This is a genomic window from Spirochaetota bacterium (genome assembly GCA_035477215.1).
GTDB lineage: Bacteria > Spirochaetota > UBA4802 > UBA4802 > UBA5368 > MVZN01.
The window spans coordinates 1-26234 of the sequence record DATIKU010000048.1; the positions used below are offsets into that span (position 1 = coordinate 1).

Annotated in this window: 24 protein-coding genes and 1 tRNA gene; 18 read left to right on the forward strand and 7 right to left on the reverse strand. The window is 58.7% G+C overall.

Annotation, left to right across the window (positions count from 1 at the left end):
* The 4 genes from VLM75_11140 to VLM75_11155 all read left to right on the forward strand — a co-directional run.
* Nucleotides 1–298 (forward strand): tetratricopeptide repeat protein (locus VLM75_11140; protein ID HSV97471.1); only part of this gene is annotated, 298 nt, incomplete at its 5' end.
* 29 nt (nt 299–327) lie between these two features.
* Nucleotides 328–1353 (forward strand): SUMF1/EgtB/PvdO family nonheme iron enzyme, encoded by a 1026-nt coding sequence (locus tag VLM75_11145; protein HSV97472.1) that lies wholly within the window; start codon nt 328–330, stop codon nt 1351–1353.
* A 17-nt stretch (nt 1354–1370) separates the two neighbouring features.
* On the forward strand, nt 1371–2030 hold the full coding sequence (locus VLM75_11150) for an N-glycosylase/DNA lyase (GenBank protein ID HSV97473.1): 660 nt from the start codon (nt 1371–1373) through the stop codon (nt 2028–2030).
* A gap of 119 nt (nt 2031–2149) precedes the next feature.
* A tRNA-Pro gene (locus tag VLM75_11155) sits at nt 2150–2224 on the forward strand.
* On the opposite strand, the gene VLM75_11160 is transcribed toward VLM75_11155, so the two are convergent.
* Nucleotides 2206–2370 carry a hypothetical protein gene (locus VLM75_11160; protein HSV97474.1) on the reverse strand — a complete coding sequence of 55 codons (165 nt, stop codon included), beginning with the start codon at nt 2368–2370 and terminating at the stop codon, nt 2206–2208. The genes VLM75_11155 and VLM75_11160 overlap by 19 nt on opposite strands.
* A 201-nt stretch (nt 2371–2571) precedes the next feature.
* Between VLM75_11160 and VLM75_11165 the strand changes: the two genes are divergently transcribed.
* Nucleotides 2572–3390, forward strand: coding sequence for a PTS sugar transporter subunit IIA (locus VLM75_11165; GenBank protein HSV97475.1), 819 nt, complete (start codon nt 2572–2574; stop codon nt 3388–3390).
* Nucleotides 3391–3432: 42 nt separating this feature from the next.
* Here VLM75_11165 and cls read toward each other — a convergent pair whose 3' ends face one another.
* The 4 genes from cls to VLM75_11185 are packed head-to-tail and all read right to left on the reverse strand — an operon-like array spanning nt 3433 to nt 8825.
* Nucleotides 3433–4707, reverse strand: coding sequence for a cardiolipin synthase (cls, locus tag VLM75_11170; protein HSV97476.1), 1275 nt, complete (start codon nt 4705–4707; stop codon nt 3433–3435).
* A 44-nt stretch (nt 4708–4751) separates the two neighbouring features.
* Nucleotides 4752–7229: an ATP-dependent Clp protease ATP-binding subunit gene (locus tag VLM75_11175; protein ID HSV97477.1), complete on the reverse strand. Its 2478-nt coding sequence runs from the start codon at nt 7227–7229 to the stop codon at nt 4752–4754.
* Nucleotides 7230–7238: 9 nt separating this feature from the next.
* Complete coding sequence (locus tag VLM75_11180; GenBank protein HSV97478.1) at nt 7239–8279, reverse strand: ATP--guanido phosphotransferase; 1041 nt, start codon at nt 8277–8279, stop codon at nt 7239–7241.
* 12 nt (nt 8280–8291) lie between these two features.
* Nucleotides 8292–8825, reverse strand: a complete 534-nt coding sequence (locus VLM75_11185) for a UvrB/UvrC motif-containing protein (GenBank protein ID HSV97479.1) — start codon at nt 8823–8825, stop codon at nt 8292–8294.
* Between the two features lie 428 nt (nt 8826–9253).
* Between VLM75_11185 and VLM75_11190 the strand changes: the two genes are divergently transcribed.
* The 5 genes from VLM75_11190 to VLM75_11210 all read left to right on the forward strand — a co-directional run bounded on the left by VLM75_11190 (nt 9254) and on the right by VLM75_11210 (nt 13885).
* Nucleotides 9254–9601: a phage holin family protein gene (locus VLM75_11190; GenBank protein HSV97480.1), complete on the forward strand. Its 348-nt coding sequence runs from the start codon at nt 9254–9256 to the stop codon at nt 9599–9601.
* A 3-nt stretch (nt 9602–9604) separates the two neighbouring features.
* Nucleotides 9605–10822 carry an ATP-grasp domain-containing protein gene (locus VLM75_11195; protein HSV97481.1) on the forward strand — a complete coding sequence of 406 codons (1218 nt, stop codon included), beginning with the start codon at nt 9605–9607 and terminating at the stop codon, nt 10820–10822.
* Between the two features lie 8 nt (nt 10823–10830).
* The gene (locus VLM75_11200) at nt 10831–11475 is read left to right on the forward strand and encodes a class I SAM-dependent methyltransferase (protein ID HSV97482.1); all 645 of its coding nucleotides are present in this window, start codon (nt 10831–10833) and stop codon (nt 11473–11475) included.
* A complete protein-coding gene (locus VLM75_11205) occupies nt 11472–12389 on the forward strand; it encodes a class I SAM-dependent methyltransferase (protein ID HSV97483.1) in 918 nt (305 codons plus the stop codon). The genes VLM75_11200 and VLM75_11205 overlap by 4 nt, the downstream gene beginning before the upstream one ends.
* A 200-nt stretch (nt 12390–12589) precedes the next feature.
* Nucleotides 12590–13885, forward strand: coding sequence for a DUF5982 domain-containing protein (locus VLM75_11210; GenBank protein ID HSV97484.1), 1296 nt, complete (start codon nt 12590–12592; stop codon nt 13883–13885).
* A gap of 67 nt (nt 13886–13952) precedes the next feature.
* Here VLM75_11210 and VLM75_11215 read toward each other — a convergent pair whose 3' ends face one another.
* A complete protein-coding gene (locus tag VLM75_11215; GenBank protein HSV97485.1) occupies nt 13953–15500 on the reverse strand; it encodes an NAD(P)H-hydrate dehydratase in 1548 nt (515 codons plus the stop codon).
* Entirely contained in the window at nt 15501–16577 is a 1077-nt protein-coding gene (locus tag VLM75_11220) for a hypothetical protein (protein HSV97486.1), read from the reverse strand. It abuts the gene before it with no gap.
* A 360-nt stretch (nt 16578–16937) separates the two neighbouring features.
* Here VLM75_11220 and VLM75_11225 point away from each other — a divergent pair, with 360 nt between their 5' ends.
* From VLM75_11225 to VLM75_11260, 8 genes are all read left to right on the forward strand, one after another.
* On the forward strand, nt 16938–18089 hold the full coding sequence (locus VLM75_11225) for an acyl-CoA dehydrogenase (GenBank protein ID HSV97487.1): 1152 nt from the start codon (nt 16938–16940) through the stop codon (nt 18087–18089).
* Between the two features lie 215 nt (nt 18090–18304).
* Nucleotides 18305–19495: a bifunctional glutamate N-acetyltransferase/amino-acid acetyltransferase ArgJ gene (argJ, locus tag VLM75_11230; GenBank protein HSV97488.1), complete on the forward strand. Its 1191-nt coding sequence runs from the start codon at nt 18305–18307 to the stop codon at nt 19493–19495.
* Nucleotides 19496–19567: 72 nt separating this feature from the next.
* The gene (locus VLM75_11235; protein ID HSV97489.1) at nt 19568–20713 is read left to right on the forward strand and encodes a hypothetical protein; all 1146 of its coding nucleotides are present in this window, start codon (nt 19568–19570) and stop codon (nt 20711–20713) included.
* Between the two features lie 112 nt (nt 20714–20825).
* Nucleotides 20826–22040 carry an aspartate aminotransferase family protein gene (locus tag VLM75_11240; protein ID HSV97490.1) on the forward strand — a complete coding sequence of 405 codons (1215 nt, stop codon included), beginning with the start codon at nt 20826–20828 and terminating at the stop codon, nt 22038–22040.
* Nucleotides 22037–22975: an ornithine carbamoyltransferase gene (gene argF, locus VLM75_11245; protein ID HSV97491.1), complete on the forward strand. Its 939-nt coding sequence runs from the start codon at nt 22037–22039 to the stop codon at nt 22973–22975. The genes VLM75_11240 and argF overlap by 4 nt, the downstream gene beginning before the upstream one ends.
* A 76-nt stretch (nt 22976–23051) precedes the next feature.
* Entirely contained in the window at nt 23052–24266 is a 1215-nt protein-coding gene (locus VLM75_11250; protein ID HSV97492.1) for an argininosuccinate synthase, read from the forward strand.
* Nucleotides 24256–25200, forward strand: a complete 945-nt coding sequence (locus VLM75_11255) for a hypothetical protein (protein ID HSV97493.1) — start codon at nt 24256–24258, stop codon at nt 25198–25200. Before VLM75_11250 ends, VLM75_11255 begins: the two co-directional genes overlap by 11 nt.
* A 102-nt stretch (nt 25201–25302) precedes the next feature.
* A complete protein-coding gene (locus tag VLM75_11260) occupies nt 25303–26211 on the forward strand; it encodes a MoxR family ATPase (GenBank protein ID HSV97494.1) in 909 nt (302 codons plus the stop codon).
* Nucleotides 26212–26234 lie beyond the last annotated feature (23 nt).

Genomic DNA, 26234 nt, shown 5'->3' on the forward strand with positions numbered 1-26234 from the left:
ATACCAGGAATTCATCGACCGGTACGGCGAATCGGAGTTCGCGAACATGGCCTATTACCGCAGGGGCCACATACTGCAGTTTTATCTCAAACAGCACGATGAGGCCGTCGCCTGCTTCGAAACGCTGATCGGACGGTACCCAGACGCCATGACGCGCGCCGAGGCATACCTGGGCCTCGCGCGGACCTATCGCGCGATGGGCAGGGAAGAAAGGGCGCTAACGATCGTCCGCACTCTGGTCGAAAAATTCCCAGATTCGCTTTCCACGGAGGAAGCGAAGATTGAATTCAAGCTCTGAACCGACAACGCCTCACGAGGACCGGAAGAATGAAGAGAACGACAGCGCTGATACTCTCCGCTTTAACACTGTGCGCCGTTGCCGTGTTTACGGGTGACGGGCTTTTAGGCCAGGCCGCGCCGGTCGCCCGCGTCCACAAAATCCAGGGGAATGAAGTCATAATCTCCGGGAAAATCGGCGAGAACCTCACCATGGGAGTGCCGGTATACGTGGAGACCGAACAGGGAATCGTCGTACTCCAGGTATACTACCCGATGCAGACCATGGGCAAGTGCCGTGTAACGAAAGGCGCAATCGGATCGATCAGGCCCGGCATGGCGGTCTATCCTGGCAGAGGGCCTCAGAGGGCCGAGGCGGCGATGGGCCAGGGGGAAGTCCGGGTGATCGGCGGGATGTCGTTCGTATTCGTTCGCGGCGGCGAATTCCTTATGGGTTCGCCCGAGAGCGAGGGTAACGATCACGAACGCCCGCAGCGGCGCGTGAGCGTGGACGGCTTCGCCATCGGTCTGCACGAAGTATCGCAGGAACAGTACAAGGCGATCATGGACGAGAGCCCCAGCTACTTCATCGGCGAAATTCTTCCAGTTGAAAAAGTCACCTGGGACGAGGCGATGGAATTCTGCCGGCGCTTTGGGACCCGTTACGGGGTTAAGGCCCGGCTGCCGTACGAGGTGGAGTGGGAGTACGCCTGCCGCGCCGGCTCCAGGACGAGGTATTACTGGGGGGACGATCTGGATCTCGGCTACTGCTGGTACGAGCAGAACTCGACCGGCGAGACCCAGTCCTGCGCACGCAAGGACCCGAATGCCCTCGGCCTGTACGACATGATCGGCAACGTGTATGAATGGTGTATGGACTGGTACTCCTCGGATTATTACGCCACCGCCCCGGCGAAAAATCCCCGGGGGCCGGCCGAGGGCACGGAGCGCGTGATACGGGGCGGCGCCTGGTCGAGCGGCGCCGACGACCTGCGCTCGGCGATGCGCACCGGCGAGGCCCCGGGCAACCGGTTCAGCAACATCGGTTTCCGCGTGGTCATCGAGCAGCGCAGATAGCCGGCATCCCGGTCGTCATGCACCGCTCCACGCGCGAATTGCTCGCCGAACTCCGCGCCATCCATCGGGCGATTCGTCCCGATATAGAGCGGCAGCTCGCACGCTTCAAGGCCGTGTGGAGGGACGGCAGCGACGAGGACATCTTCTGCGAGCTGGTTTTCTGCCTTTTCACTCCGCAGTCATCCGCCCACCGCTGCTGGAACGCCGTTGAAATACTGAAGGCGAACGACCTGGTATTGCGCGGCCGGTGCGAGGAGATCAGCGAACGCATCAACATGGTGCGCTTCAGAAACAACAAGGCTATATATCTGGTAAAAGCCCGCGAACAATTCAGCAACAACGGAGAAATGAGGATCAAAAGCATCCTCGACTCACGGTCCGACGTCTTCGAGCGCAGGAATTTTCTTGCCTCAAATGTCAAGGGGATGGGCTGGAAGGAAGCGAGTCATTTCCTGCGCAACACGGGTTTCGGGGCAAATCTCGCCATCCTCGACCGTCATGTTTTGAAAAATCTTGTTTTGCTGGGCGTCATTCCCGATATCCCCGCATCGCTCACGCTCCGGCGCTACCTCTATATCGAGGAGCGGATGCGCGCCTTCGCGAAGAAAATCCGCATCCCGCTCGCACACCTCGACTTCGTATTATGGTTCAGAGAGGCGGGGGACGTGTTTAAATGAGCCGGAATGTCCGCTTTATAGAACCACATCACGCCATTCCTTTATTTTTTACACCCGTTCGCAATATTTTTGTTTACACTCGAAGCGGCGAAAGTATAATTTGGTCTGCTTTCAAAGCACGGGGCGTAGCGCAGTCCGGTTAGCGCACATGACTGGGGGTCATGGGGTCGGAGGTTCAAATCCTCTCGCCCCGAAGCTTGGGGTTCAATTTTCGTATCGCAAGGGAGAGCGCCTCTCTGATGGAGAGTGACTGTCGTATACCACAGCCGTCGTTGACCGGAAGAGAGAAATCCCGCCATGCCAGCGCCGTGCCGCGGCCTTCGAGCAGATCGTCCGACATTGTTGCGAACACAACCGCGCCATCATCTCAACGTGTCGCATTTAAGGAAACCCCCGAAGCCGGAATCCGCCCTCATGTCCGGAAATGACGGTCCGGCGGGCCTTGCCCGGCGGAAGCCCGGTCGCCGATTATTTCGGCTTGGAATGAGTATATTTTTCTTTTTGTGATAGACTGAGCTCATCGAGGGAGGCAATCGGACAAATGATTCTGGAAAACTATCTTGATAAAACGCAGGTCTTCTTTCTGAAGAACACCGAAAAGCAGATGGTCATAAAGGAGATGCTTCAGCGCCTTGAAAAGCTGGGGCGCATCGAACATTCGGACCGCTATTACGCGCAGGTGATCCACCGCGAGTCGCTCGAGAACACCGGCATCGGAGCGGGGCTCGCCATCCCGCACGCAAGGACCGATTCGGTGCACAACTTCATCTCCATACTCGGCGTTTCGACCGGGGGGATCGATTACCAGTCGTTCGACAACGCCCCGGTACGGTACGTTCTGCTCAGCATTTTCCCCACCGACATGAGCACCAAGTACCTCTACCTGGTTGGAATGATGTCACGGATATTCTCGAACGATGAAAAACGAAAGGAGCTTGACGAGGCGACGACCCCGGCCAAGGTCTACTCGAAACTCACGAAGAACTCCAGACAGTATTTCGAGAGCATTTCGCAGAAGGAGGAACCGGGCTCCGAAAGCGCCGTGAACCTCTCCAACGTTCCATCTTTCGACCTCGACCTACTCATCCGCCTCGACAGCCTTTACCGCCTCTACGACGAAGATAAAAGCATCGATTCGACCGGCAAAAAAATCGAAGGCCTGCGCAAGCTCATCGACAACCGTTCGCTCACCTATTACGAGCGCATGCGCAAGAAGTGCCAGAACCCCTTCGCCATCATCGACAAGAGCAGCTGCAGCGGTTGTCATCTCGAGATCCCGCCCATTTATCTCAAGCAGATCCGTGAATCCATGGGCATTTCGGTGTGCACGCACTGCGGAAGGTTTCTGATCATACTCTGAAGACGCGCGGCGCCCGGTAGTCCGGGCGCCTTTTATCAAGTCCTACAACAGGTTTCTGAAGCGGTAAAAAAACCACTCGAGCAGGAAGTTCCACACCGATCGCTTTCTCCAGTTTTCGAGCCGCATCTCCACGCTCTTCTTTAGGTCCGCGAAGAACACCCGCTCCATTTCGTCGCCGAACGGCTGGTCGAGGATTATGGCGTTGAGCTCGAGATTGCGCGAAAAACTCCTGCGGTCGATGTTCGACGAGCCCACGGTCGACCAGATACCGTCAATCACCGCCGTCTTGGCGTGCAGCACCGAGCGCGCATATTCGTACACACGGATGCCATGCCGCAAGTACCGCTTGAAAAGGTAGCGGCTGGCATGCTGGACGATTGCCATGTCGCTCTTCCCCGGCAAAAGCAGCCGTACGTCGACGCCGCGTTTAACCGCACGCACCAGCGCCCGGTAGATCCTCGCATCGGGGATGAAGTACGCGTTGGTGATATAAATGGACTGCTTGGCGAAATTTATGGCGGAGATATACGACTCCTGTATCGGCTTCACCTGCCTTCGCGACTTGCTGCAGAGCACCATGAGGAGCTTTTTGCCCGGTTCGTTCATATTGGGAAAATGCCGCGAGATGTCGACGACGGCACCGCCGTAGCGATACCAGTTCTCGAAGAAGAAAAACTGGACATCGCGGACCGCCGGCCCTTCTATTCTCAGATGGGTGTCGCGCCAGTTGCCTCCCTTGTACCTGCGCCCCGCGTATTCGTTGCCGATGTTCATCCCGCCCACGAACGCCGTCCGTCCGTCAACCACCAGGAGCTTGCGATGGTCGCGCATGTCGAGGTTGAAGTATTTCCTCCAGGGAATGATCGGATGAAACTCGATGACCTCGACGCCGCCCGTGCGCATGAAAGCGAACAGGGCCAAAGATGTGCCGATACAACCGACCGCGTCGTAGATTACGTTGACCTCGACGCCCTTTTTCGCCTTCTTTACGAGGAGCTCGGCGATCATCCAGCCGACCGCGTCGCTGTTGAAGATATAGGTCTCGAGATTGACGCTCCACCGTGCGGAGTTGATTGCATTCACGAATTCATCGAAGCAGGCGTCGCCCGAGGTCAGCAGCCTCACGCGGTTTCCGCCCGAAAGCCCGCCTATCCGCAGGCGCCTCATCTCGCTTAAAAAGCCAGGAAGAAAGAACCTGTTTTTAAAACGGGCGAGCGCCTCCTTCGCCTGCCTGCCGGCCTTAAGCGCCCGCGGCAGGGGGCCGTCAAGCCCGCGTTTTTCTTCCCGGGGCCGGTTGTTTCGGTTTTTATTTCGCATGGCATGGGGTTAGACGTGATCGCATGGTGCGCGGTGTGTACGCTTCAGGAGACACCGGCCGGCTCTCTGGCGGGTTTTTCGGGTTTTGACGGGCCGTCCTCAATGGGCTTGAAACTGATCGAACGGGCTTTTACCGACACCCGTATCCTCGTGCTGTCGCCAAGGCTTCCCCTCAAGAGCTCCATGGCCAGCGCGTCCTCAACCTCGCCCTGCACCACCCTGCGCAGGTAGCGGGCGCCGAATTTTTCATTGAAGCCTTTTTCGGCGAGATGGCGTTTTGCCGCGGGCGAAAAGACGAGCTCGAGGCCCCGTTCCCTGAGACGATCGTTAAGCTCGCGGAGCATGAGGTCCACTATTTTACGTATGTGCTTCTGGTCGAGCCGGTGGAAATATACGACTTCGTCGATACGGTTAAGAAACTCCGGACTGAAGAGATGCTTAAGCTCGTCGTACACCTTTTCGCGCCCGTCCTCCGCGGCCGTCCGCTCCCCGGAGAAACCCATTTTACCCATTCTCTGGAATTCGCGGTTGCCCACGTTCGAGGTCATGATTATGACCGCGTCCCTGAAGCTGATTGACGAGCCGAAACTGTCCGTAAGTTCTCCCTCTTCGAGTACTTGGAGCAGGATGTTGAACACGTCCGGGTGGGCCTTTTCGATTTCGTCGAACAGCACCACCGAATACGGTTTGCGCTTGATCTTTTCGGTAAGCTGGCCGCCGTCGTCATAGCCCACGTATCCGGGAGGCGCTCCGATGATGCGCGATACCGAATGCTTTTCCATGTATTCGGACATGTCGAGCCTGATGAGGGCGTTCTCGTCTTCGAAGAGGAACTCGGCGAGCGCCCTGGCGAGTTCCGACTTCCCAACGCCCGTGGGCCCAAGGAATATGAACGAGCCGATAGGCCTCCTTCCGCTTCGAAGCCCCGTGCGCGAGCGCCGTATGGCCTTGCTTATCACCTTTATCGGCGCGTCCTGGCCGATTATCCGCCGGTGAAGCTCCTCCTCCATTCGCAGGAGGCGCCGCGTTTCGGTCTCCTCGAGCCGTTCCACGGGAATGCCCGTCCACTGCATGACGATGTCCGCTATCTGTTCCGAATCGACAACTATCGCGTACTCGTTCGCCTTGCGCTGCCAGTCGCCGGTTTTCGCCGTCAGGACGTTCTTCTTCTCACGAATAACGTCGCGAAGCCCAGCCGCCGCCTCGTACTCCTGGGACTTCACGAGATCGTTCTTCCTGTCGTTGAGAGCGTTGATCTCGTCTTCGAGCTCCTTTATATTGGAGGGCTTGTCGCAGTTCTCGAGTCGAGCCTTGGAGCCCGCCTCGTCGATGAGGTCGATCGCCTTGTCCGGGAGGAAGCGGTCGTGAATGTACCGGCTGGCAAGGTGCACGGCCTTGCGAAGCGACTCGTCGGTAAACCTGACCATATGGTGGGTCTCGTACCGCGCCCGGAGCCCCTTTAGTATCTCGATCGTTTCGTCGACCGTCGGCTCCTTTACGATTACGGTCTGGAACCGGCGCTCGAGGGCGGCGTCTTTTTCGATATGCATTTTATACTCGTTGAGCGTCGTCGCCCCCACGCACTGGAGCTCGCCGCGCGCGAGCGCGGGCTTCAGTATGTTGGCCGCGTCGACCGCTCCCTCGGCCGCGCCGGCGCCGATGATGGTGTGCAGTTCGTCGATGAAGATGATGACGTTTTCGGCAGCGCGGATCTCCTTCATGATGCGCTTGAGGCGCTCCTCGAACTCGCCGCGGTACTTGGTGCCCGCCACCACCGCCGCGATATCGAGCGCCAGCACCCGTTTGTTCTGAAGCGGCTCGGGCACCTGCCGGGTGACGATGCGCTGGGCAAGCCCCTCCACGATGGCGGTCTTGCCGACGCCCGCCTCGCCGATGAGCACCGGGTTGTTCTTCGTCTTGCGTGAGAGTATGCGGATTACCCGGTCGACCTCCTTTGCTCGACCCACAACGGGATCGAGCCTGTCCTCCGAGGCGAGCGCGGTGAGATTCTGGGCGAACTCGTCGAGGGTCGGGGTCTTGGTTTTTTCCGGTATCTTCTCTCCGGAGACCGAAACGGACTGAATGCCGAGAATCTTTAGTATCTCGGCCCGCAGCACGCCGTATTCGATCCCCGATTTAACCAGGTCGTCGATCCCGGCGCAGGTACCGTCCTTGAAGATCGCCATCAGCAGGTGTTCGGTGCCGATGTAATTATTTTTAAGCCTGCGGGCCTCATCGCGCGCCGTTTCGATGATCTTGTTATAGCGGGAGCTTACTGGAACGTTCCCGAGAATGATGGTGGTGCCCGATTTGCGTATCGACTGTTCTATGTTTTTCCTGAGCACGTCGAAATTGACGCCGAGGCTTTTAAGTATCCGGGCGGCCACCGAATCGTCGTCTTTTAGAAGCGCAAGAAAGATGTGCTCCGGCCCCAGGGAATCGGAGTTCAGGCGCCGCCCTTCGGACTGGGCGTACACCTCGAGTACCTTCTTCGACCGTTTGGTAAAATCGTACATTCCCATTTACTCCGCCTATTTGAACCGATCGCGCAGAAAGTCGGCCCGGTAACTGTCGCAATCGAAAGCGCTTCCGAACAGCCTCCGGGCGCTCTTCTGCAGATGCGACCACTGCACGGTAACCATTAAATCATTTATCCTGTGTAAATCAATATTTTTTATGATCGATAATATCACGCCGAGCCTGATGTTTGAAAGGTGCTCCATGGCGTCGGGATAGCTCAGGATACGGGAATGCTGCAGCACGCCGTAAGAACGCCAGATCCTGTCCTCCATCTGGCGGGAATGCTGCATGAGATAGTCGTCCCGCGCCTCGTTCTCCATATCGATAACCATGGCGACAACCTCGTCCAGCTCCTCCAGGATGTCCACCTCCGATTTGCCAAGCGAAACACGGTTGGATATCTGGTACATGCAGGCGACGGTCTTGCCTCCGTCCCCCGCCGAGCCGCGCATTTCGGCCCCGTAATCGCGGACCACCCGCGTGACGTCCGCGATGGAGCGCATAAAGGTGAGCGTGGGAAGGTGCATCATGGCCGATATTCGAAGTCCCGTGCCCAGGTTGGAGGGGCACGCGGTCAGATAGCCGTAATCGTCCGAATACGCGTAGGCGGCGAGTTGATTGAGCGCGTCATCAAGCCTGTCGGCGAGCCTGAAGGTCTCCATCACCTGAAAACCCGGATTGATGACCTGAATACGGAAATGGTCCTCCTCGTTGACCATTATCACGAAATTCCTTTTTTCTCCGAGGACCACCGAACAGTTGGGGGCCGTTTCCATTTCGCCGGTGATGATGTTTCTCTCGCGCAGAAAGCGCTTTTCGTCGGGGTCCAGGCCCTCGAGCCTGAGGAGTCGTGCGCCATCATGGAGGGACATATCGGCCGCGAACCGCTCGATAACGGAGTTGATTAACCGGAGGTCGCCGTCGTCCTGCCGCCGGGGGAAGCTCACCGCGGCGAGGTTTCTCGCAAGGCGCACCCTGGTCGACAATACGACATCGCCGCTGGGCCCCTGTCCCGTCCAGAAGCCCGGTTTCTCAAAAATATCCTCGAACATCGCCGGGCCCCGCTACTGGGCGGTCTCACTGTCGCGTATCTTGTCCCGCAGCACGGCCGCCTCCTCGTACCGCTCCTCCTCGACCGCTTTGTCCAGCTTCTTCATTAAATCCGAGAGGACGTCCGTCTTTTCGGCGACATTTACGCTTTTATCGAACAGGACCCTGACGGGCGTCTTCATCTCGATATAGTTAAGCGGCATCTTTCCGACGTGGCGTTTCTCGCCGTGGTAATTAACGACAACCGGATCGAGAGTGGACCGCAGGTAACGGTAGCACTCCGGACAGCCGAGCTTGCCGGTTTTCTTGTAGTCAAGGAATGTAAAACCGCATCCGCGACAGCGATTGGGATCGACCATGCCTCCCGCCTCTTCGACATCGAGGAAGGAGAGCATATCGGGAACCGTAAGATTGAAATTGGCGAGTTTGGAGTTGAGCCCGATCTCGCGCGCGCACGATTCGCACAGGTGCACCTCGGATTTTACGTTCTTGATGATTTCCGTAAGATGCACCGTGGCTTCGTTATGTTTGCATTTTTCACAGAACATACGACCTCTTCAGCGGAAGGTTCATCCATCCGAATCACTCCGCTCTGATTAAGTGTATAATAGATCGAGTATCTTGTCTACCAAAATTATCACCTTATTTCGGGCCCCTTAACAGCCGGCCTCCCCGGATTCGTTATCAAAACAACCCGATATCCCGATTTTTATACCACCGCCATAATGGTGGTAATCCATACTTGCAGTGAATATTAAGCGGGGGGATAACCGTCGCGCATCTCAATTACGCAACAACTTTATTGACATTTTGCCATACTTTCGGCATGGTTTGCCGATACATGAACCGGTTGCATGACCCGATACGCCGGAGCCGCGCCCGGCGCAGGCCGGGGGAGGCGCCCGATATTTTTGGATTTATACCGGTTCTCGATCTCGAAAGGGGACCGGGAAGGCCGCGAAAAGGAGACGACGACATGGCAAACCTTCTTATGCGATGGTGCGTAATTACCGCGGGAATCTGTGTTGCATCGCACCTGCTCCCCGGATTTACCGTTTCCTCGGTCTCCATGATGATCATCGGGGCAGCGGTCCTCGGGCTTCTCAATGTTACGCTCAGGCCCCTGCTTCTTCTGCTTACCCTGCCGCTCAACCTGCTGACGCTCGGGCTCTTCACCCTGGTGATCAACGGTCTCATTATATACATCACCGGCGGACTGATAAAAGGATGGCATATCGGCTCTTTCTGGACGGCCCTGGGCGCTTCGCTTATTATAAGCGTCATATCGCTCGTCGCCAACGCGGTTCTGCGGTTCGACCGATAGCCCATGTTGTTTAAAAAGCGAAATACCGCCGCGCAGGCGCATTTCGTTTCGATAGGGGCCGGAGAAAACCAGGTCCCCCTTATCGCGGAGGCGGCCAGGCTCGGCTACCGGATCATCGCAGTCGACCGCAACCCCATCGCCCCGGGCGCGTCCCTGTGCAATTTGAAAATAATCGAATCCGTGGAGAACCACATCGAGATATTCCGCCACCTTCAGGAGCCGCTCATCTGCGGGGAAATCGCGGGCGTCCTCACAAAATCCTACGGCAATGCCGTCAAAACGGCATGTTACATCGCCGAACGCATCAACAAACCGCTCATACCCTTTCAGCGGATAGACGACTTCATCAATAAGAAGAAGATGAAGGCGGTGCTGGTTCGGGCCGGCATATCCACTCCGGAATTACTGGCGGTTGAACAGGGAACCTCCCGGAGGAAAATCGCCCGGCTCGGCTTTCCCCTCGTCGTCAAGCCGGTCACGGGGCACGCCAAAAAGGACGTTCGCCTGGTTGCGAACCAGCGCGAGCTCGAAGCGGCGCTGAAGGGGCGGAAATCGAAGGGAAACCGGTTTATCGTGGAACGCTTTTCTGAAGGGAGCGAGATCATCGCCGCCGGGATCGTGTTCCGCGGCACCTACCACCTGGCGTCCCTTTCGGATAAAACGCTCTCGCCCGCGCCCTACTTCGTCGACGTCATGCACTCGTCCCCCTCGCGCTTCGGGCATCTCCGCGACAGGATCACGGCTCTGGGACAGCGCATAACGGAAGAATTCGAGATTGCCGTTTCTCCGCTCATCATGGAAATCATCGTGGGCGCCGACGGCGAGCTCGGCCTGATCGAGGCGGTCCCCGAGTTCGGCGGCGAGTTCATTCCCGAGCTTCTCATCCCGGAAAGCACCGGGTACCGGTTCATACGGGAAACCATAAAAGCGGCCACAAATACCGGTTTCACGCCGCCCGCATGGCGGGCGGAAAAGGCCGTCGTGGTCCGGTACATAACCGGCAACTCCGGCAGGCTTGTTTCATTCGACCACAGGCCGCGAAGGGTGCCCGGACTGGTGGCATGGAAGATGTTCAAGCGCGAAGGGGCCGAGATCCGCGGCCTCGCCGCCACCAACCACGACCGCGTCGGGGTCGTCATTACGCGCGGGCGCACTCACCAGGCCGCGCTTGACGCCGCCGGGCGCGCCGTCGCTGCACTCAAAATCACCATAGAGGGGTGACGGACCATATGGATTCCGAACGGGCATGGGAGCGGCATTACACCAGGGACAGGTCGGTGCTCCGCTACCCGGACGAAAACCTCGTACGCATGCTCGTCCCGTTCATTAAAGACCGCAAGTCCCGTGCGCCCCGCGCACTCGATCTTGGCTGCGGTACGGGCCGGCACGTTGGCCTGCTTCTCGAGATGGGACTCGAGCGGCCGGTGGGGCTCGACACCAGCTTCAACGCGCTTTCCCTGTGCGCGGGGCTCTACGACGCCCCGTTCGTGCAGGCCGACGCGCGGGCGCTTCCGGTGAGGTCCGATTCGCTCGACATCGTGGTGGCGTGGGGTTCGCTGCACTACACCGTCAAGGGGGATCTCGCCCCGATGCTCGCCGGGGTGCTTCGCGTACTCAGAAAGGGCGGCCGGCTCTTCGGCACGCTGCGCAACACGCGCGATACTTTTTTGAAAAAAGGCCTCCATCTCGGCGGCGACGTCTGGAAAACCGGCCTCGACGATATAGAAAGCTCCACCGTTGCCTTCTACTCCGAGGATGAGCTCCGCGCGGCCCTGTCGCCGTTTTCATCCTTCCAATACGGTTTCATGGAGCGCAGTCCGCTCGGAAAACCGGATTCGGTCATATCGCACTGGTACTTCCAGGCGGAGAAATGAGCGCCCCGTTTCACGATCCATCTATATACGAGCCGCCCCTGTCGGTCTGCGCGCTGTGCGGAAGCGGCCGGATCGCGCCGCTCTATGAGATTCGGCGCTACACGCCGCCTTTCCGGATCGACCGCTGCGGCGCGTGCGGCTTCATCTTCATGAATCCTCGATTTACGGACAACATAATACGGGGTTTCTACGGCGAGGACTATTACCGGGGCTCCGCCGAGTACGCATATTACGACGAACGGGAGGCGGAGCGCTTTGCCCGCCACGTCTGGAAGGCGCGCCTGCGCGTGATCGCCCGTTACGCCCGCGGCGGCAGGTTTCTCGATGTGGGAGCCGCATTCGGCGGACTCCTAAAAGCGGCCTCGGCGCGATACGACGTCTACGGCATCGAGCCGTCGGAATATTCCGGCCATGAAGCCCGGAAGGTCTTCGGCGAACGCGTGCACATCGGCACGCTTGAGGATCATCCCTTTAAAAGCGGTTTCTTTTCGGCCATCACCATGATCGAGGTGATCGAGCACCTCGCCGACCCGACGCGCGCCCTGCGCGAGTGCCATCGCCTGCTACGGGACGGCGGCGTGCTCGTGGTGCAGACGGCCAACATGGCAGGGATACAATCCCGCCTGCAGGGCGAACGATATGCCTATTTCATGCCGGGACATCTTTCGTATTTCACCAGAAGAAACCTCACCGACCTGCTCCGGAAATCGGGGTTCGCGCGCGTCGTCGCCTATCATCCGGTTGAATTCGGGCTTCTTCCTAAATTGCTGAAGTCTCGTTTCACCTTCGAATCGGTATGGGACTACCGGCGATGGTTCCGGATCGCCTGGTACCACCTCGCCAGCAGGCTCCACTACGGCGATTTCGCCCTTACCAGTTCGATGGTGCTCTACGCTATCAAACAGCCGAAATAGTGTTGACTTTTGTAACTGAATGGCGTTCAGTTTGTCCGGCGGCCGGAGAGTATTCCGACAGGCAGTGCGGCTCCGGTCGTCATCGGGTTGTTTTTACGGGAATTGCCGCGGCCCTCACGTTATCGTCGCAGGCATTGGATGCGCGGTGGTTTACGGGTTTTTCGGCAATTCATCATCATTCGCCAAGAGGAGATACAGGTATGAAAAAATGTCTGGTTGTTTGTCTGGCGCTTTTCATGGCGCTGGCGTTCCTTCCGCTCGGCGCACAGGCCGCGAGGCTGAGCGAGGACACGCTGGCAAAAAAGAAGGAGGGCTGGTACCCGACGGGACTTCCGCTGGTAAACTTTTCCAGCGATGACGGGTTCGGCTACGGCGTGCGCGGGTATATGTATTACAATGGCTCGAAGGGCGACCCCTATTTCGACAGCACCCCGTATTTCATGCAGCTCTATGCGCAGTTCTTCGCGACGACGGGCGGCGTCTATTACCACGAACTGAACCTCGACATGCCCTACTTCATGGGGACCAAGTTCCGCATACTCTCGGCGGCCGTGCTGAACAAGGACAAGAACGCCAACTTCTTCGGCCTGGGCGCGGACAACGCCAAGCGGAACCTGTATGACGACCTTGGTAATGAATACGATAAGTATTCGGATTTCAAGGAAGATTTCCTGGACGTTGCCGGCAACGAAAAATGGCACAAATACTCCATAAGCAAGCCCAAGTTCTACTTTTATCTTTTCCGCGACATCACTGAGGAACTGAAGCTCATGGTTGGCGCCGAGTTCAAGAAGATCGAGATAAGCCCCTGGGGCGGAAAGGAATTCGATAATAATCTCCAGAACACCACCCTTCTCGAAATCTGGCAGCCGGAAGGCTACGATGGTGGCTGGACGAACTTTGGCCGTGCCGGCATCGGCTATGACACGCGCGATTTCGAACCCGATCCTAAAAAAGGTTACTATGCCGAATACTGCTTCGAAGCGGCGACGGGGATCATCGGTTCCGATTACGATTTCACCAAGCACAACGTGCAGCTCATGTATTTCCTGACGCCGTTTAATCCCCTCACCTTCGGTTTGCGGGCCGGATACACCACCTCCGCGAACGACATCCCGTTCTACGAGATGGATTACTTCGGCTTCGCGCTCAACCGCCGGCAGGGCCTCGGCGGCAACCGCACGCTGCTCGGTTACAAAAAGAGCCGCTTTGTGGGCAAGACGATGACCGTGGCCAACGCCGATGCGCGGTTCCAGTTCTGGGAAATCACCGGCGGCGGGCAGCGTTTCGCGTTCAAGCTTATCGGATTTTACGACACCGGAAACGTGTACGACGAGGCGGGCAATCCCTTCGACAGCCCGCGCTGGGCCGATTACCATCATTCCTACGGCGGCGGGCTCGCCATCGCCTGGAACCTCTCGACGATCGTCCATTTCCTCTATGGTATGAGCGAGGAAGACTCGTCCATCTCGATCGACTTCAACTACAAGTTCTAAGAGGGCTCACTGCCGATAAAAAAGAGGCGCCTTCGGGGCGCCTCTTTTTTTGCGTTCGCGATTGCCATCAAAGCTCCGCCATCGCCTTTCTGAGATACTCCACCGTATCGGTCGCCTTAAGCACCATAACGCCCGAGGCCTCGACCGCCAGATCCGCCGCGCGCCCGTGAAGATACGCGCCGATCCCCGCCGCCTCAAGCGGCCCGATTCCGCGCAACAGAAGCGATCCGACAACCCCCGCAAGCACGTCGCCGCTTCCCGCGGTGGCGAGCGCCCGGTTGCCGGTTGTGTTGATGAGCGAGCGCTTTCCGTCCGAAACGATCGTCGCGGGCCCCTTGAGGAGGGCGACCGCACCGGTGCGCGATCCAAGATGAAGCGCCGCGGCGAAGCGGTTCTTTTTAATCGAGTCGACCGGTTGGCCGAGGAGCCGCGAGGCCTCGCCGAAGTGGGGCGTTATGACGAAGGAAACGCCCTCCGGCAGGGACGTCTCTTCGAGGTAACGCGCGAGATGATAAAGCCCGTCGCCATCCACGAGCGCGAATCCGATGCCACTCTTCGGAAGCGAACCCATGACCGTCGCAAAGACGGCCTGCGACTCGTCAGTGCGCCCCATTCCCGGACCGATGACGAGCGCGTCGTAGCGCCGCTCCCCGTCAAGAAAGGCCCGAACTCCTGCTTCGGCCGCCCCGGGGCCCCCCGAAACGGGGAATGACCGTGTCATAAGCTCGGGGATCTTTCCCGCTATGACCGCGCGCGCCGTTTCGGTGGTGAGGAGCGTCGCGAGTCCGACGCCCGCCTCGAAGGCCGCCATCGCGCTCATCATGATGGCGCCTTCCATGCAGTCGAAACCGCCGACAAGCAGCAGGTGGCCCGCGTCGCCCTTATACGAATCGGCGTAATGTTCAACGGCGAGCCGCGCACGCGCATAGTCCGCGTCGAGCAGGTCGGTGGTAAGATCGTCGCTCTCAAGGAGACTGCGGGGAAATCCGATATCGGCCACATGGACCTCGCCCGTGTATTCGCGGCCGGGCCATGTTACAAGCGAGATCTTGGGCAGGCCGATCGTGACGGTATACGCGGCGCGAACGACGGGCCCCTCCGGGCCGCCGCCGCCCGATGGCAGGCCGCTTGGCATGTCCACGGAGAGTACCGTTCTCTCCGAGGCGTTGACGGCGTCGATGATCTCCGCCGTCGCCGCGCGCACCGGGCCTTCAAAGCCCGTTCCGAGCAGGGCGTCGATTATGAGGTCGTACCGGCCGAAATCGATGCGCCCAACGGTGTCCGGCCCGGCAATCTCGGTTATCGGAAGGCCGCCGTTCACGCACGCGTGCAGAAACACCGCCGACAGCGGCGTCACTCCCTCCTTCGCTCCCGCGAGAAAGATCTCGACCGGGATGCCGCGCCCGGCGAGATGAAAAGCGGCGACGAAACCGTCTCCGCCGTTATTGCCGCTTCCGCAAAAAACGGCGACGGCGCCTTCCCCGCGGTAAACCGATTCGGCGAACTCCGCGACCGCCTTCCCCGCCCCGGCCATAAGCGTCTCGCCGGGGATCCCCATCACGTCGATCGTCTCGGCGTCGATTCGGCGCATTTCTTCGGCGGTCACCGCTTTCATCTATTTCCACTCCATCACTTCGACGTCTTTCCTGCTTACGTGAGCGCTGTAGAGCTGGCCGTTCTCGTCGGCGAAGATGTCCTCATAGAATTTATTGTCTTTCATCTGGACCAGCACGTTGTTGATGACGTTGCCGTCGAGGTTCAGGATGGCGAACTTAATTTTAGCGCCCTCGACGTTCCATAAAAGCAGGTGCTTGTCATCGACGAGGTTGAAGAGCTCATTTTTAGGGTCCGGAATGGTGATTGTGCTGCGTTCTTCCTTTCGACCCCTTTCGACCGAATAATTGTAGATCTTTCTGTATTTGAAACGCGACCCGTGGTAATAGGCGACCGAAACGAGGAAGTCCTCGCCGCTCGAGAACGTCTTGATGCCCTCGATCCGACCCGTGTACGTTTCGCCCTTCTCGGTTTCCCTGAAGTCCTGGGCCCCGAGGTTTATATAGAAGTTCCTCTTGCGGTTGTCGAAGCGGTACACGCTCCAGGTATCGAACGATCTCGACACGACGAAAAGCCTGTCGTGCCGGTCGATCTGAATATCCTCTATGTAATAAAACGGAATATCCGGGCTCCCCTTCTGGCCGATGGTATGCATTAGGCCGCCCGATTTGTCGAATACGAGTATATAGCTTGGCGAAAAGTCGATTTCTTCGCCGCGCTCCGATCGCATGGCGCCGCCCGAGGGCATGAGGCGGTTCTGCACGTAGATTGACCCGCGCGAATCGACCGCCATCACGCCGATGACGCTGAAGTTGAACGACGACTGCTTTACGTCGCCGGCGTCCTCGCGCGACACCCTGGGGCCGATCACCAGGAGCGGGTCCCCGCCGCGGTCGAGCACCTGCAGCCGTTTGAGCATGTTGTCGGCGGTATAGATTTTGCCGTCGAACACGCGCACGGTGAAGGACTGGTTGAACACCCCGCTTTCGTTGAAATCCATCATAACGCCGCCCGGGGCGCCGGCATTCGGTATCGAACAGAGTTTTTTGCCCTTGAGGGCGCTCACCTTCCACTGCCCGCAGGAAACAGGGCCGATTAAAAGGGCCGTGACGATCGCCATGGATATCGCTTTTTTCATAAAACCTCGCAGTACACGGGACGGCTGTCCATCTGTACACTGCATAGTAAAGGCCCGGCTATAATTCAAGAGAAAAACTCCCGCATGCCCGGTCCCATCCTCCCCCGATGCCATACCGCGCAATCCGGGAGAGGAAGGCACCCGCGGCGGACCGTGCGGGGCGAATAAAAAATATTTTGCGTTGCAAAATAATTGAATTTTGATTGCATTGATATGGACAAAGCCCAATCTGCGTTCATATACACGACAGAGTTGATTCGGACCCTGAAACGTCACGCCCGCCCGGTTGCGATCGGTAGGGGCGGACGACGCCTTTCCCGGTTGCGAAACCGGCCTATTATCGAATGCGAGGAGAATCAAATGGATTTCATGCTATCAGACGAGCAGCAGATGGTTAAAGACATGTGCCGCAAGTTCGCCGATAACGAGCTTGCGCCCAAAGCGGCCGAGTATGACAGGACGCACGAGTTCCCGTGGGAGCCGGTTAAAAAACTCGGCGAGATGGGAATGCTCGGCGTGGTCTACCCCGAGGAATACAACGGCGCGGGCATGGATTACGTCTGTTACGCAATCGCCGTCGAGGAGATCTCGCGGGGATGCGCCTCCAACGGAGTAATCGTTTCCGCGCACAACTCCCTGTGCCTTTCGCCCATATACTATTACGGCACCGAAGAGCAGAAGAAAAAATACCTTCCAAAACTCACCACCGGCGAATGGATCGGATGTTTCGGCATAACCGAACCCGCCGCGGGTTCCGACGCCGCCGGCACCAAGACCACTGCCGAGCTTAAAAACGGCAAATGGGTGCTCAACGGCACCAAGAACTTCATAACCAACGGCGGCGTCGCGCATATCGCGGTCGTGATGGCCATCACCGAGAAGGGAGTGGGCCACAAGGGCCTCTCGATGTTCATCATAGAGAAGGGAACGCCCGGCTTCTCGGTCGGCAAGGTGGAGGACAAGCTGGGCATCTGCGCGTCGTCCACGACCGAGCTCGTCTTCGATAACTGTGAGATCCCCGAGGCGAACATCCTCGGCAAAAAGGGAGAGGGCTTCGCCGTCGCGATGCATACGCTCGACGGTGGCCGGGTCGGCATCGCCGCCCAGGCCGTCGGTATCGCCCAGGCGGCGCTCGACGCGGCCGCGAAGTACGCCAAGGAGCGCGTGCAGTTCAACCAGCCGATCGCCAAGCTCCAGGCGATCCAGTGGATGATCGCCGACATGGCCACCGATATCGACGCGTCGCGGCTGCTCACCTATCGGGCGGCGCAGCTCATCGGCACCGGAGACCGCAGAAAGTATTCCCGTTACGCGGCGATGGCGAAGCTCTTCGCCTCCGAGGCTTCGCACCGCGTCACCCACAAGGCCATACAGGTGTTCGGCGGCTACGGCTATATAAAGGAATATCCCGTCGAGCGCCATTACCGCGACGCGCGCATCACCGAACTGTACGAGGGCACCTCGGAGATCCAGCGCCTCGTCATTTCATCGAACGTACTGAACGATTACTGAGACACGCGGTCTCCCCGCCCTGCGGCGGGGAGACCGCTTTAAAATTTTATTGATTTTATCGCATCCCGCCCCATTCATCGATCACATCGCGTGTGCGGCGCGTCTGACGTGTTGCATAATCGGATTTTCGGGCGCCCCCGCCGAAGGCGATGGGACTTTACGACAATCCATGGATGTGCTAAAGATCTATCAATTACCATACTGTGGAGAACAAAATGGAAATCCTCACAGGCGGACTCGAAAACGTTCCCGGCTACGTTTTTTCAGCGGTTGAGTGCGGCATCAAGTACCCGAACAGGCTCGATCTCTCGCTGATCGCCGCCCTGAACCCGTGCCATGCCGCCGGAGTATTCACTACCAACCGCGTGTTCGCCGCCCCGGTGCGGCTATGCCGCGAGCGGACCGGCCTGCCCGTACGCGGGATACTGATCAACGCAACCAACGCCAACGCCTGTACGGGCGATGAAGGATACGCCAACGCCCGCAATCTTGCACGGGAGACGGCGCGCCTGCTCGGCGCGCCCGAAGATTCGATCCTGATGGCGTCCACCGGCGTCATCGGCGTGCAGCTTCCGGCCGAAAAAATGCATATGAACCTGCCCAAACTTGTGGAGTCCGCGTCGCCTTCGAAGGGAGGGATGGTCGCGAAAGCGATCATGACTACCGACACCTTCGCCAAGGAATATGCCGTGCGCTTCGACTGCGAGGGGGCCGTGTACACCATTGCCGGCACGGCGAAGGGCGTGGGAATGATGGCCCCCAACATGGCCACCCTGCTCGCCTTTCTGCTCACCGACATGCCGCTGGCAAAAACCGATCTCGACGCGGCATTCCGACGCTGTATCGCGAAAAGCCTTAACGCCATCACCATCGACGGGGACATGTCCACCAACGATACCGCCATACTACTCTGCCCGGTCTCAGATTCGCCCCGCACATCCACGACCGGCGTCGCGTCGTTCGAGGAGGCGCTTCTATCCGTGTTGAAAAAGCTTGCCGAGCTCCTGGTACGCGACGGCGAGGGGGCGACCAAGTTCGTGCGGGTAATCGTAAAGCGCGCCGCCGACGATGCCGACGCCCGTCTGGCCGCCAGGGCGGTCGCCCAGTCGCTCCTGGTGAAGACAGCGCTTTTCGGCAACGACCCCAACTGGGGGCGTATCGCCTGCGCGGCCGGCTACTCGGGCGCGCAGATCGACGAGTCGAGGCTTTCGATTCTGATCGACGACGCCATGCTGCTCTGCAATGGAACGCCGGTCAACTTCGTGCGCGCCGAGCTCCAAACGCGGCTCGCGAAGAAGGACCTCGTCATAACGGTCGACCTCGGCATGGGCGATGCCACGGCGGAATACCTGACCACTGACCTGTCGTACGATTATGTGAAGATAAACGCCGAATACACGACATGAACCGTATTTCATTCTTGACGAAATGAGCTTTCTGGACGACAATAACGGCATACAGGAGTCGGGAAACAGGCCATGGCTATCACATCGCGATTCAGGCGCGGGATTCTACGCCCGCCAGGCGGCGTTGCGGTTATCGCCGCCATTGCGCTCTGTTTCATCTCCGTCCTGACGGCAATGCCGGCGGCGGCCGAGACCAAGGCCCCGGCATATCCCGAGGGGAAGGTAATACTGTATAATTTCCAGAATACAGGCAAGGCCGGCGAGTACGGTTATTACTCGTATATCATCCCCGATTCGATCACGACCGAGCTCAAGCGGTCGAAGAAGTACGAGGTGCGGTCCTTCCCCGTTATTTTCGAATATGTGGAACCTTCAGCGCCCGAGGAGGTGAGAACAAACCGTATCCGCCTCCTCGCCGACCGGGGAAAGGAATTCAACGTGGACTTCGTCGTGACCGGCTCCTACTATGTGGAAAACCGGACGATCTTCATAAAGACGCAGATCTTCGACGTCCATGAGCAGAAGATCATGGATATCCACGAGACGAGCGAGGAATTGGGCGCGATGCTCCTTGTGATCATCGACCGGCTGTCGGAGAAGATCAACACCGAGCTTCAGAAGGGTGTGGCGGTCAAGGCGGCCAGGACGGCCTCCTCTCCGTACGCTCCCTTCTACAACGCCTTCAACGGGTTCAGCTTCGGCGCCTCAACCGGGATTGTCAACATACACGGCCCGTGGGGTGACATTTACGACAAGACCACGTCGGCCTCCCTCTACATCGGCTATGATCTGGCCACATCCGGTTCGGCCAAGAGCGTTCCCGTGCTTCGCGATATGGCGGTCTCGCTGCAATACGATTACATGTCGGCCGACACCCGGGACAGCAACGAACCGACACGATCGATTTTCACCCTTCGGTCCTTTTACCTTAACGGAACGTACCTGTACCGCATGGAAAGCTTTTTCGCCCTCACCGCGGGAGCGGGAGCGGGCCTGGCCATCTCGCTTGTTGAAATCCCCGGCGCGGATGTAAACGGCCCGGCGGAAATACTCGACTCGCGCAGGTCTTACGACCCCTGCCTTAACCTTTCGGTGGGTGCGCGGTTCATTTTCTCGCGAATCGAGTTTGGCGCGGGACTGGCCTACCATCGCATTTTCTTCGCCGACCGGGGCATGGATTACACGCTGATTTATTTCAGCTTCGGCTACCTGCTGTAGCCGTCACCTGCCTGTTTTTTAATTGACATTAAGAAAGAATGTCCGACTCTGATATACACGATCGGGGTTTTGTCCCCGACGTTTTTATTTTATGCCGTCTCAGGATAACATTATGACTTCGAAAAGGCTCAGGGAAATAATGGAGAGCGACCACAAGCACCTCTTTCAGAATTACGGTGAACGTCTTCCGGTCTGTTTTACGGAAGGAGAAGGCTCGCTCCTCTTCGACCAGGACGGCAGGCGCTATATCGATTTTTTCGCCGGCATAGCGGTAAGCACCCTCGGCCACGCGCACCCGGGGTTCGTAAAAAGGCTGCAGGCCCAGCTCGAACGGCCGATTCACTCGTCCAACTGGTTTTTCAACAGGGAACAGGCCGCCGCGGGCAAACTGGTGGGAGAGCTCTCCTTCCCGGGAAAGACCCTCTTCGTCAACAGCGGGACCGAGGCGAACGAGGCCGCGCTCAAGCTCGCGCGCGCCCACGGACAGTCGATCTCGCCCGAAAGGTACGAGATCCTTTCCTTCGAGGGCTCGTTTCATGGCCGCACCTTCGGCGGAATGTCCGCCACGGCGCAGGAAAAAATACGCAAGGGATTCGGCCCCCTGGTTCCGGGCTTCACCTATCTGCCCTTTAACGACCTTTCGGCCGCCGAGCGCGAGATCGAGCGCAACGGTCGCGTGTGCGCGGTCATCACCGAACTCATCCAGGGCGAGGGCGGCATTCGTATAGCGGACAGGGATTTCATCAAAAATCTCGCCGCGATGTGCGCAAAGCGCAATATCCTCGTCATCATCGACGAGGTGCAGACCGGTGTCGGGCGGACCGGTCGCGCCTTCGCGTACCAGCACTACGGCATCGAGCCCGATATCATCACCCTGGCCAAGGGCCTGGGCGGCGGCGTGCCGGTCGGAGCGCTCCACGCGCGCAAAGAGCTGGCCCCGCTTTTCGGCAAGGGCGTCCACGGCACCACGTTCGGAGGCAACCACCTGGCGTGCGCCGCGGTCGAATTCGTATTGAAAGAGATTAAAAAGCCGGCGCTCGCCAAAAACGTCTCCACCGTCTCGATCTTCATATTTGAGCGGTTGCGAGCCATGAAGGCGAAGTATCCCCAGATCAACGAAGTACGGGGCATGGGCCTGCATATCGGCATCGAGCTTTCCGTACCGGGGATGAACATCGTCAAAAAAGCGCTCTCGTCGGGCCTCATCATCAACTGCACGGCGGACAAGGTGATCCGGATAATGCCCCCGCTCACCATTTCCATGAAGACCGTTAGGGAAGGCATGAAAATCCTCGAAACAATTTTAGCGCGCGAGGCCAAAGCGTGAAAATCCCGAAACTCGCATCAAAGGACCTGGTCTGCCTCACCGATCTCTCTGTACGTGAAATGCTGAGCATCTTCGATCTTTCGTCACGACTGAAAAAGGACCTCGCGGCGGGAAAACGCACGCCGGTGCTTGAAGGAAAGACCCTGGCGATGATCTTTGAAAAGAATTCCACCCGCACGCGCGTCTCGTTCGAGGCCGGGATGTTTCAGCTCGGCGGCTGTGCCCTTTTCCTGAGCAAGGACGACATTCAGCTCGGCCGCGGCGAGACCGTCGCGGACACGGCGCGTGTTCTGTCGCGCTATGTCGACGGCATCATGATACGGACCGACCTGCATTCCAAGGTTATGGAACTCGCTAAAACCGCGACCGTTCCGGTCATAAACGGCCTGAGCGACCTCTTCCACCCGTGTCAGGCGCTGGCGGATTTCTTTACCATTTACGAACGCGAAAAGAAACTGGAAAAGGTCAGGCTCGCCTACGTCGGAGACGGAAACAATATGGTCCATTCGCTCCTCATCGGCGCGGCCATGCTTGGCATGGACATCGCGGTCGCGTGCCCTAAAGGGTATCAGCCCGACAGCCATGTAAGCGCCCTGGCCTTCCAGATTTCGTCGCGGACCGGCTCCAAGGTAACGGTGACGACCGACATCAATCTCGCCGTGGAAGGGGCCCACTACCTCTACACGGACGTGTGGACCAGCATGGGAATGGAAAAGGAGGCGAATCGGCGCAGAAAGGCCTTCGCTGATTTTAAAATCACCCGGAAGGTCTTGCGGAAGTGCGCCGACCGGTGCGCGGTGATGCACTGCCTGCCCGCCCATCGCGGGGAGGAGATCGATGACGACGTCATCGATTCCGACTGCTCGATCGTCTTCGACCAGGCCGAGAACAGGCTCCACGTGCAGAAGGCGCTGCTCTGCGCGTTGATGCAGTGACAACACCGCATAACCGGACAAGAAAACGGCGGGAGCGCCCGCGGGCGGCCCGGGCCATATACGGAGGGAGAACGCCATGAACGTCAGAAAAGTAGTGCTTGCATACTCGGGGGGACTCGACACCTCCGTAATCGTGCGCTGGCTCATTGAAACCTACGGCTGCGAGGTGGTCTGTTTCGCCGCGGACGTTGGGCAGGAGGAAGAACTCGACGGCCTTGAGGAAAAGGCCGTCAAAACCGGCGCCAGCAAATGCTACATAGAGGACCTGCGCGAGGAATTCGTGCGCGATTACGTCTTCCGCGCCATCCGCGCGAACGCAATATACGAAAACCGATACCTGCTGGGCACCTCGCTCGCGCGGCCCATAATCGCGCAGAAGCAGGTAGAGATCGCCCTTAAAGAGGGAGCCGACGCCATCTGCCACGGCGCCACCGGCAAGGGCAACGACCAGGTGCGCTTCGAGCTGACCTTCAAAGCGCTGGCACCCGAGCTTTCCATCATCGCTCCGTGGAGAATATGGGACCTGCATTCACGCTCCCTGCTTTTCGACTACGCCGAGAAGCACGGCATTCCCGTTCCGGTGAGCAAGGACAAACCATACAGCATGGACCGCAACATCATGCACATCTCGTACGAGGGCGGCATTCTGGAAGATCCCTACAGGGAGCCCGATGAAAGCATGTTCATCCTGACGAAATCGCCCGAGAAGGCCCCGGACAAGCCGACCTACCTGGAAATTGACTTCGAGCGCGGGATACCGGTCGCGATCAACGGCGAGCGGCCCGGCGCGGTTGAGCTCATGCGCCGGCTCAATAAGATCGCGGGCGAAAACGGCGTGGGCCGCATTGACATCGTCGAAAACCGGCTCGTCGGCATAAAATCTCGCGGTGTCTACGAGACCCCGGCCGGCACGGTGCTGCACATGGCGCACCGCGACCTTGAATCGATCACGCTCGACCGCGACACCCAGCACCTGAAAGATGAGCTGTCGCTGGAATACGCCCGTTTGATTTATTACGGACTCTGGTTCGCCCGCAAGCGCGAATCGCTCGACGCGTTCATCGAGGAGACGCAGAAAAACGTAACCGGCACGGTGCGCCTCAAGCTCTACAAGGGAAGCTGCATGGCCGTCGGCAGGAAGTCAGCCGTAACGCTCTACGAACCCGACATCGCCAGCTTCGACCACAGCGCGCTCTACGACCAGCGCGACGCGACCGGCTTTCTAAATATCTACGGACTGCCGCTTAAAGTTGAAGCGCTGCTTTCGAAAAAGCAGGGCCGTGGAAGATGATTTTTTAAGACGGCTCGAAGCGGGCTACTTCGCGCGTTGCGGCGACAGCGCACTGCGCGCGGCGGCCTGGAGCGGGCTTTGCCGACGCTACCCTCCATCCATCGAGGACTGCGCCTTCACCGAAAAAACTCCGCCCTCCACCATTTTCGCGCGCGACGCGGGCGACCTGGGTATCGCCATCCTCTGGATCGTCCAGGCCGCGCTGGTGCGCCCCATCGCCGCCGAAACCGGTTTAACCGAAAACCATGCACCTGCCCCGGCGTCGATTGGTGCGCTCGCCCATTCCGAGAACCCGGCACACCCCATGCGCGCGCTGATCGAAGGGCGTTCGCTCCGCCTTTCGGGTGAGAAAAAATACATTACCGGGGGGCTGGACGCTGATTTTCTCCTCGTCACCGCGCTCGACGAAAGCGGTGAGACACGGCGCATCTTTCACCTGCCGGCGGGCCTTCTGCCGGCCGGCGCGCTCGTGGAGCTCGAACTGGGGATGCTGCGAACCACGAGTCACGCGCGGCTTTCACTAACGGATTTCACCCTTGATGAGGCCTTCCCGCTTCCGGCCGACGGCCGTGCGGTGAATCGGGCGATCAAGCGCTGGGGGATGGTGGAGCGCGCCCTCATCCTCGAGGCGTATATCGGGCTGTGCATATACCTGGTACGGCGGCCTGATATCTCAGGCATCATGGGACCGGCCACCGCGGAACGCCTCGGGAGGCTCCTCGATGAGCAGGCCAAGTCGCGCCGCGCCCAGGTCGATGCCGCCATGAGCGGTGAACGGATAGACCCCCGTGGCGTCGACATCGTCGAAGTCGCCAGGGCGGCGAAGCACGCAGCCGAAAGGGCCGGGGCCGCCAACCTCCCGGCCACGGAGCTTGCGCGTATTGACGACCTGAAACTGGCCCGACTGTTCGCGCCCCGTCCTGAAGACCGATAAATATGGCTCCTTCTCCGGTAAATTACTTGCATTTGAAACCCCGTTTCACCTACTGGAAACGACGCGTTTTAAAATTCACTGTTTGACACCGGACGACTGGCCATGTTCAAGGACGTTGAATCGACAATAAAGGCGCTCGAAAGCCAGCAGTACATCTGCTCGAAAGAGATCGCAACCACAGTTTTTCTCGCAATGAAGATGGAAAAGCCCGTACTGGTCGAGGGGCCCGCCGGCGTGGGTAAAACCGAGCTTGGCAAATGCGTGGCATTGGCGCTCGGCATGGACCTCCTCCGGCTCCAGTGCTACGAGGGACTTGACGAGGCAAAGGCGCTCTACGAGTGGGAATACGCGAAACAGCTCCTCTACACCCAGATACTCAAGGACAAACTCTCGGCGCTCCTGGAGGGGGAAAAGACGCTTTCGGACGCGGTCGAGAGGCTCACCACGGAAGAGGACGTATTCTTTTCCGAGAAGTTTCTCATCCCCCGCCCCATACTGAAATCGATCACCGCGAAAAGGCCCACACTGCTGCTCATCGACGAGATCGACAAGTCCGATTCGGAATTCGAGGCGTTTTTGCTCGAGGTGCTTTCCGACTTTCAGGTGTCCATTCCCGAAATCGGCACAATCAGGGCCGAGCGCAAACCCTTCGTGCTTCTCACGTCCAACAACGCGCGCGAGATGTCCGACGCGCTCAAGCGCCGCTGCCTGCACCTGTATATCAATTTCCCGTCACAGAAGCAGGAGGAAAGGATCGTCACGATAAAGGTGCCGGAGTGCGGCGAAAGCCTGATAGGCGAGCTCGTTGCCGCCGTGCACCGGATAAGGGAGCTGCCACTCAAAAAAGAGCCCAGTATCAGCGAGACCCTGGACTGGGCCAAAGCTCTGACTCTCCTCGGCTGCGACGTGTTGCGCCGCGACCTCGCCGTCGATACGCTCAACTTCCTTTTAAAATACGAAAAAGACATCGAGCTGGTAAAAAAGCACTCAGGCGAGGTGTTCGTGCAGTAAGCGACTTCCGCGGGCGAGGCGGG